Source organism: Microbacterium sp. (assembly GCF_035687345.1).
In the GTDB taxonomy this organism is placed as follows: Bacteria; Actinomycetota; Actinomycetes; order Actinomycetales; family Microbacteriaceae; genus Microbacterium.
Genome location: NZ_DASRXZ010000139.1, coordinates 1 through 8,147, shown reverse-complemented (window position 1 = coordinate 8,147; position 8,147 = coordinate 1). Strand labels below are relative to the sequence as shown.

The following is an 8,147-nucleotide window of genomic DNA, read 5'->3' as shown; positions in this document are numbered from 1 at the left end:
TCCCTGAGCCTGTCCGGTCGGTCCCTGAGCCTGTCCGGTCGGTCCCTGAGCCTGTCCGGTCGGTCCCTGAGCCTGTCGAAGGGCCGGCGCGCGGTCGAGCAGCGGCCCGCCCCACGACTCGACGAGCAGCGCCTCGAGTGCGGCGCCCACGCGGTAAAGACGGGCGTCCTCGCGCGCGGGAGCGAGGAATTGGATGCCGACGGGCAGGCCGTCCTCCGGCGCGAGACCCGACGGGATCGAGATGCCGGGCACGCCCGCGAGGTTCGCGGGGATCGTCGTCACGTCGTTGAGGTACATCTGCATCGGGTCGTCGATCTTCTCACCGAGCTTGAACGCCGTGGTCGGCGCCGACGGCGTGGCGATGACGTCGACCTGCGCGAACGCCTCGTCGAAGTCGCGCTGGATGAGCGTGCGGACCTTCTGGGCCGAGCCGTAGTACGCGTCGTAGTAGCCCGCCGACAGGGCGTACGTGCCGAGGATCACGCGCCGCTTCACCTCATCGCCGAAGCCGGCCTCGCGAGTCGCGGCCATGACGTCTTCGACGGTGCCGCCGGGAACGTCGACCCGCAGGCCGAAGCGCACCGAGTCGAACTTCGCGAGGTTGCTCGACGCCTCGGCCGGGAGGATCAGGTAGTACGCGGCGACGCCGTACTCGAAGTGCGGCGCGCTCACCTCGACGATCTCGGCGCCCTGCGCCTCCATCGCGGCGATCGCCGCGCGGAACGACTCCGACACACCCGACTGGAACCCGCTGTCGGGCAGCTCGCGGATGACGCCGACCTTGAGCCCCTTGAGCACGTCGCCGGTAGCTCCCTCTCGCGCAGCGGCCGCGAACGAGGGCCACTCGTCGGTGAGCGAGGTCGCGTCGTGCGGGTCGTGCCCGCCGATGACGTCATGCAGCAGGCCGGCATCGAGCACCGTGCGCGTCACGGGACCCACCTGGTCGAGCGACGACGCGAGTGCGATGGCCCCGTAGCGGCTCACGCCGCCGTAGGTCGGCTTCATGCCGACGGTGCCGGTGACGTGCGCGGGCTGGCGGATCGAGCCGCCGGTGTCGGATCCGAGCGCGAGCGGCGCCTCGAACGCCGCGACGGCCGCGGCGGAACCGCCGCCCGAGCCGCCGGGGATGCGCTCGAGGTCCCACGGGTTGCGCGTGGGACCGTACGCGGAGTGCTCTGTCGACGAGCCCATCGCGAACTCGTCCATGTTCGTCTTGCCGAGCGGCACGAGGCCTGCCGCGCGCGAGCGCGCCACGACCGTCGCGTCGTAGGGCGACATGAAGCCCTCGAGGATCTTGGACCCGCTCGTGGACGGCATGTCGGTCGTCACGAGCACGTCCTTGATCGCGAGCGGCACGCCCGCGACAGGACCCAGCTGCTCCCCCGCCGCGCGACGGCGGTCGATGTCGGCCGCGACATCCAGCGCGTGGTCGCTCACGTGCAGGAAGGCGTGGACGTCGCCGTCGACGGCGGCGATGCGGTCGAGGTGCGCCTGGGTCGCCTCGACGCTGGACACCTCGCCCGAGGCGAGCTTGTCGGCGAGCGCGGCGGCGCTCAGCTTCGTGAGATCGGTCACGACTCCCCCTACTGCTCTTCGCCGAGGATCGCGGTCACGCGGAAGCGGCCGTCTGCGGCATCCGGCGCGTTCTGCAGCACCTGCTCGGGCGTCAGCATGTCGCCCACGACGTCGGGTCGGAAGACGTTGCTCATGGCGATCGGGTGGCTCGTCGCCGGGACGTCGGGCGTCGCGACCTGCGAGACCTTCGCGATGTTGTCGACGATGACGTCGAGCTGGCCGGTGAGGCGCTCGACCTCCGCGTCGCTCAGCTGGATCCGGGCGAGCACGCCGAGATGGCGCACGAGATCGGGGGTGATTTCAGACACCAGCCCATTCTAGGTTGCGCTCCGGTGCCCCTTTGAGCGCGGGCGTAGTCTGGTCGCGTGACGACGTACGACCCTCCCCGCCCCTGGATCGCGAGTTACGCCGAGGGCGTGCCCGAGGATCTCGAACCGGTCACCGGCTCACTGATCGACATCGTCGAGGCCTCGGCGCGGGATTATCCGGATGCCCCGGCCCTCCAGTTCTTCGGGCGCACGATGTCGTACCGCGAGCTGCAGCAGCAGATCGAGCGCGTCGCGTCGGCGCTGCGCGACCGCGGCGTCGGCCCCGGCGACCCGGTCGCGATCGTGCTGCCGAACTGCCCGCAGCACATCGTCGCGTTCTACGCGGTGCTGCGCGTCGGCGGCGTCGTCATCGAGCACAACCCGCTCTACACGCCGCGTGAGCTGCGCAAGCAGTTCGAGGACCACGGCGCGAACCACGTCATCGCGTGGAGCAAGGTCGTCCCCACGATCCAGGACTTCCCCGACGACCTGCGCGTGCACGAGCTCATCTCGGTCAACATCACGAAGGCGATGCCGCTCGGCACGCGCCTCGCCCTCAAGCTCCCGATCGCGAAGGCCCGCGAGGCACGAGAGGCGCTGCACGAGCCGGTGCGGGGCGTCACGCCGTGGGAGGACCTGGTCAAGTCCGAGCCGATCCCCGCGAGCGCACCCCGCCCCGCGACCGACGACGTCGCGATCATCCAGTACACGAGCGGCACGACGGGAACCCCGAAAGGCGCCGTCCTCACGCATCGCAACCTGCTGTCGAACGCCGCGCAGGCGCGCGCGTGGGTTCCGTCGATCAAGCGCGGGCACGGATGCGTCGTCTACGCCGTTCTGCCGATGTTCCACGCCTACGGGCTGACGCTCTGCCTCACGTTCGCGATGTCGATGGGCGCCCGGCTCGTGCTCTTCCCGCGCTTCGACCCCGACATGGTGCTCGAGGTGACGAAGAAGCATCCGGCGACCTTCCTCCCGCTTGTGCCGCCGATCGCCGCCCGACTGCTCCAGGCCGCGAAGGACAAGGGCGTGTCGCTCGCCGGCACCGAGATCGCGATCTCGGGCGCGATGGCGCTGCCCCACGAGCTCGTCGTGCCGTTCGAGGAGGCGACGGGCGGATACCTCGTCGAGGGCTACGGGCTGTCGGAGTGCTCGCCCGTGCTCATGGCGAACCCCGTCGCCCCCCACCGCGTTCCCGGCACCGTGGGCCTTCCCCTGCCCGGGACGGAGTGCCGCGTCGTCGATCCCGACGATCCGACGCGGAACGTCGCGCCGGGCGAGCGCGGTGAGCTCGTCGTGCGCGGACCGCAGGTCTTCCAGGGCTACTACGGCAAGCCGGAGGAGACGGAGCGCGTCTTCGTCGACGGCTGGTTCCGAACGGGCGACATCGTCACCATCGACGACGCCGGCTTCGTGCGGATCGTCGACCGCATCAAGGAGCTGATCATCACGGGCGGCTTCAACGTGGCCCCGACCGAGGTCGAGGCGGCTCTGCGCCAGCACCCCGACATCGAGGACGCCGCCGTCGTCGGCCTGCCCAGCGAGAAGTCCGGCGAAGAGGTCGTGGCAGCGGTCGTGTGCTCCCCCGACGTGGACGAGCTCGACGTCGAGGCGGTGCGCGCCTTCGCGCGCGGCATTCTGACGCCCTACAAGGTGCCCCGGCGCATCTTCGTCGTGGATGAGCTGCCGAAGTCGCTCATCGGCAAGGTACTCCGCCGGCAGGTGCGCGAGTCGCTGCTGCAGCTGAACAGCGGCGGCTGACCGTCACCCGCCGAGGCCATCGCGCGCGACGGCGACGGCGTACGGGTGCAGCGTCATCGTGAACACGCCACCGGCGACAGCCGGGTCGGCTTCGGCGACGGCACGCGCGGATGCCCGATCCGGCGCCTCGAAGATCACGATCCCGAACGTGCCGACGTCCTCCTGGGTGCGGCCGGCGAGGATCAGGACACCGCGCTCCTTGAGCTGGAGCAGGTAGTCGAAGTGCGCGCTCGCGAGTGCCGCTTCTTCGGGAGTGGGCGCACCGGGCATCTCAGGACGCGCCGGCACGATGCGGTACAGCCACTGCATCCGTGAATCACCCCGCGTCGGGTGCGAGTGCGTCGAGTGCCGCGGGCCCCTGCTCGACGAGGATCTTGAACTGCGCCGCGTCGATGATGCGCACCCCGAGCTCCTCGGCCCTCGCGAGTTTCGAGCCGGCGCCCGGGCCGGCGGCCACGAAGTCCGTCTTCTTCGAGACGCTGGACGCGGCCTTTCCACCGGCGGCGATGATCGCCTCCTGGGCGCCCTCGCGCGTGTAGCCTTCGAGGCTGCCGGTCGCGACGACCGTGATGCCCTCGAGCACGCCGCCCGCGGCGACCGCGCCGCCGGGGCCGGGGTGGCCCGGCGTCGCGAGCTGCGCGCCCGCGGCTGCCCATCTCTCGACGATCTCGAGGTGCCAGTCCACTTCGAACCAGTCGCGCACCGAGTCGGCGATGATCCCGCCGACGCCCTCCACCGCCGCGAGCTCGTCGCGCGTCGCCGCGCGGATGGCGTCGACCGAGCCGAACCACTGCGCGAGCGCTCGCGCGGCCACGGGCCCGACGTGGCGGATGTTGAGCGCGACGAGGAAGCGCCACAGCTCCTTCGTCTTCGCCTTCTCGAGTTGATCGAGCAGCGTGAGCGCCTGTGCCGACGGCTGCGGTCCGGTGAGTCCCGCCTTCTTCTCAGCCGGTGACGGGTTGCGGCGGAACGGCGCGCGTCGTACCGGCTCGCCCGTCTTCTCGTCGACCTTGATCTCTCCCGTCTCGGAGTCGCGCACGACGACTTCGATCGGCACGAGCTCGTCTACGGTGAGGTCGAACAGTCGCGCCTCGGTCTCGAGCGGCGGCACCTCGGGCACCGAGGGCTGCGTGAGCGCGGCGGCCGTCACCTCGCCGAGGGCCTCGATGTCGAGCGCCGAGCGGGAGCCGATGTGCTCGACCCGACCGCGCACCTGCGCGGGGCACGAGCGGGTGTTGGGGCACCTCAGGTCGACGTCGCCCTCCTTCGCCGGCGCGAGCTTGTAGCCGCATTCGGGGCAGTTCTCGGGCATGACGAACTCGCGCTCGGTGCCGTCGCGCAGCTCGACGACGGGCCCCAGGATCTCGGGGATCACGTCGCCCGCCTTGCGCAGCACGACGGTGTCGCCGATGAGCACGCCCTTCACGCGCACGACGTCCTGGTTGTGGAGCGTCGCCTGGCGCACGACGCTGCCCGACACGCGCGCCGGTGCCATCACGGCGAACGGGGTCGCACGGCCCGTGCGGCCGACCGACACGACGATGTCGAGCAGCTTCGTGTTCACCTGCTCGGGCGGGTACTTGTAGGCGATCGCCCAGCGCGGGGCGCGGCTCGTCGCGCCGAGCTCGTCGTGCAGCGCCAGCTCGTCGACCTTCACGACGATGCCGTCGATCTCGTGCTCGACGTCGTGGCGGTGCTGCCCGTAGTGCTCGACGAACTCGATGACGCCGTCGATCGTGTCGGTTGTGCGGAAGTACGGACTCGTGGGAAGACCCCACTCGGCGAGCAGGCCGTAGATCTCGCTCTGCGAGGCCACAGGCGGGTTCTGCCACGCGCCGATCCCGTGCACGAACAGTCGCAGCGATGCGAGGCGCGCCTCGCCCGCCTCGAGCTCGAGTCCGTCCTTCTTGTCGAGCTGCTGGCGCAGGCCGCCGCTCGCCGCGTTGCGGGGGTTCGCGAATGCCGGGAAGCGACGGTCCGCGGAGCGGCGCGCCCGCTCCTCATCGGTGCCTCGCTTGACGGCATCCGCGATGACGCGCTCGCGCAGGTCGGCCTGCAGCGCGTTGAGCTTCTCGAATTCGGCGACCGGGATGAACACCTCACCGCGGACCTCGACGAGGGGCGGATGCCCCGTGCCCGAGAGCCGCTTCGGGATGCCGTGCACGCGCAGCGCGTTGACGGTGACGTCTTCGCCGATGCGCCCGTCGCCGCGCGTCGCCGCGGATGTGAGCACGCCGTTCTCGTAGCGGAGGCTGATCGCGAGCCCGTCGATCTTGAGCTCGGTGAGCCACCGCACGGCGCGGCCCGCGCCGGTCTGCGCCTTGCGGCACCAGTCGCGCAGCTCGTCCTCGCTGAAGACGTTGTCGAGGCTGAGCATGCGCTCGGCGTGCTCGACCGGCGCGAACATCGAGCTCTCGGCGGCCCCGACGGTCTGCGTCGGCGAGTCCTGACCCTGCAGCTCGGGATAGAGGCGTTCGAGCTCTTCGAGGCGGTGCATCCACCCGTCGTACGTCGCGTCGTCGACGATGACGGTGTCTTCGCCGTAGTACGCGTCGCGCGCTGCGATGATGCGGTCGGTCAACGACTGCGCCTCTGCACGGGCCTCTTCGAGCGTCAGTTCAGGGAGTTCGGTGGGCGCGGCATCCGTCACAGGGTCAGTCTAGGAGCGCCCTCCGACAGCGGAAGCGGGCTTGCGCGTCACGCGCCGACCGGCACGGCCGACACCGTGCGGTCGATCGTGAACTGCCCGATGACGCGCGTTCCGTCGTACATCACGGCCGTCTGCCCGGGCGCGACGCCCTCGAACGGCACTTCGGGGCGCACCGTCACGACGCCGTCGGCGAGGACCGCGTGCGCGGCCACGGGATCGGCGTGCGCACGGATCTGCACGTCGCACGCGAACTCGGCGGTCGACGGAGCGCGACCGGCCCACGTGAACCGCTCCCCCGCGATCTCGGCCGTCGCGAGCGCCTCCTTCGGGCCGACGACCACCGTGTTCGAGACGGGTCGCACCTCGAGCACGAAACGAGGCTTGCCGTCGGGCGCGGGCACGCCGAGCGAGAGGCCGCGACGCTGTCCGACCGTGAACGCGTGCGCTCCCTCGTGCTTTCCGACGACGGCTCCGGTGCGGTCGACGATCTCACCGGGGGCGGTGCCGACCTTCTCGGCGAGCCAGCCGCGCGTGTCGCCGTCGGGGATGAAGCAGATGTCGTGGCTGTCGGGCTTGTGCGCGACCGCCAGTCCGCGCTCCTCGGCCTCGGCCCGCACGAGCGCCTTCGACGGCGTCGACCCGAGCGGAAAGTACGTGTGCGCGAGCTGCTCGGCCGTGAGGACTCCGAGCACGTAGGACTGGTCCTTGGCGGCATCCGATGCCCGGTGCAGCTCGAGGCCCTCGGGGCCGTCGATGAGCTTCGCGTAATGACCCGTGCACACGGCGTCGAAGCCGAGCTCGAGCGCGCGCTCCAGGAGCGCCGCGAACTTGATCTTCTCGTTGCAGCGCATGCACGGGTTGGGCGTGCGACCGGCGCGGTACTCGGCGATGAAGTCGTCGATCACGTCGTCGCGGAAGCGCTCGGAGAAGTCCCACACATAGAACGGAATCCCCAGGCGGTCGGCCGCGCGGCGCGCGTCCATCGCGTCCTCGATCGTGCAGCAGCCGCGGCTGCCGGTGCGCAGCGTGCCGCCCGCCCGCGAGAGCGCGAGGTGCACTCCGACGACGTCATGGCCGGCCTCGACCGCGCGCGCGGCGGCGACGGCGGAGTCGACTCCGCCGCTCATGGCCGCCAGGATGCGCATTCGACAAGTCTACGAGCGCCACCTGGAACCGAGCCGGATGCGGGAGATCACCGGGCGGATGCCGCGCGCGCCCGCTCCACGGCCGACGGCAGCGCCCGCAGCAGGGCGTCGACGTCGGCGTCGGTCGACGTGCGTCCGAGGGTGAGTCGCAGGACCTCGCGCGCCTCGTCGGCGCTCCGCCCCAGCGCGAGCACGACGTGCGACGGCTCGGGCACCCCCGCCTGGCACGCCGACCCCGTCGAAACGGCGATCCCCGCTTGATCGAGCAGGAACAGCAGCGTCTCGCCGCGTGCCCCGGGAAACAGCACGTGCGCGTTGCCCGGCACGCGGTCGACCGGATCGCCGAGCAACTCGGCATCCGGGACGGAGGACCGGATCCCGTCGACGAGCTTCTCGCGCAACGCCGCGAGTCGCTCTGCCTCGGCTTCGCGCTCCGCTTCGGCCAGCTCGGCTGCGACGGCGAACGCCACCGCGCCGGCGACATCCTGCGTCCCGGCTCGCAGCGAGCGCTGCTGACCGCCGCCGTGCACGAGCGGGGCGATCGTCGCTGTGCGCGACACGAGGAGAGCGCCGACCCCGACCGGGCCGCCGATCTTGTGCGCGGACAGGCTCATCGCGACGAGGCCGGCGGTGGGTGCGGCATCCGCTCGCCACCCGTCGAAGTCGACCGGCACGTGCCCGAACGCCGCGACCGCATCGAGGTGCAGC

General features: G+C 71.2%; 7 protein-coding genes. 1 reads left to right on the top strand and 6 read right to left on the bottom strand.

Annotation, left to right across the window (positions count from 1 at the left end; all coding sequences use genetic code 11):
• Positions 1-1,575 (bottom strand): Asp-tRNA(Asn)/Glu-tRNA(Gln) amidotransferase subunit GatA (gene gatA, locus VFF97_RS16355; RefSeq protein ID WP_325034567.1); only part of this gene is annotated, 1,575 nt, incomplete at its 3' end.
• Positions 1,576-1,583: 8 nt separating this feature from the next.
• Positions 1,584-1,883: an Asp-tRNA(Asn)/Glu-tRNA(Gln) amidotransferase subunit GatC gene (gene gatC, locus VFF97_RS16350; protein WP_325034566.1), complete on the bottom strand. Its 300-nt coding sequence runs from the start codon at positions 1,881-1,883 to the stop codon at positions 1,584-1,586.
• A gap of 57 nt (positions 1,884-1,940) precedes the next feature.
• Between gatC and VFF97_RS16345 the strand changes: the two genes are divergently transcribed.
• A complete protein-coding gene (locus VFF97_RS16345) occupies positions 1,941-3,644 on the top strand; it encodes a long-chain-fatty-acid--CoA ligase (RefSeq protein WP_325034565.1) in 1,704 nt (567 codons plus the stop codon).
• Between the two features lie 3 nt (positions 3,645-3,647).
• Here the strand turns inward: VFF97_RS16345 and VFF97_RS16340 are convergent, their stop codons facing one another.
• From VFF97_RS16340 to VFF97_RS16325, 4 genes are all read right to left on the bottom strand, one after another.
• A complete protein-coding gene (locus tag VFF97_RS16340; RefSeq protein ID WP_325034564.1) occupies positions 3,648-3,953 on the bottom strand; it encodes a YciI family protein in 306 nt (101 codons plus the stop codon).
• A gap of 7 nt (positions 3,954-3,960) precedes the next feature.
• Entirely contained in the window at positions 3,961-6,294 is a 2,334-nt protein-coding gene (gene ligA / locus VFF97_RS16335; RefSeq protein ID WP_325034563.1) for an NAD-dependent DNA ligase LigA, read from the bottom strand.
• 47 nt (positions 6,295-6,341) lie between these two features.
• Positions 6,342-7,439, bottom strand: a complete 1,098-nt coding sequence (gene mnmA / locus VFF97_RS16330) for a tRNA 2-thiouridine(34) synthase MnmA (RefSeq protein ID WP_325034562.1) — start codon at positions 7,437-7,439, stop codon at positions 6,342-6,344.
• A gap of 47 nt (positions 7,440-7,486) precedes the next feature.
• A partial coding sequence (locus tag VFF97_RS16325; RefSeq protein WP_325034561.1) for a cysteine desulfurase family protein occupies positions 7,487-8,147 on the bottom strand: 661 nt, incomplete at its 5' end.

Bases quoted from the DNA above. Each gene is read 5' to 3' on its own strand.
- VFF97_RS16340 (WP_325034564.1), bottom strand. From the start codon at position 3,953: ATGCAGTGGCTGTACCGCATCGTGCCGGCGCGTCCTGAGATGCCCGGT.
- mnmA (WP_325034562.1), bottom strand. From the start codon at position 7,439: ATGCGCATCCTGGCGGCCATGAGCGGCGGAGTCGACTCCGCCGTCGCC.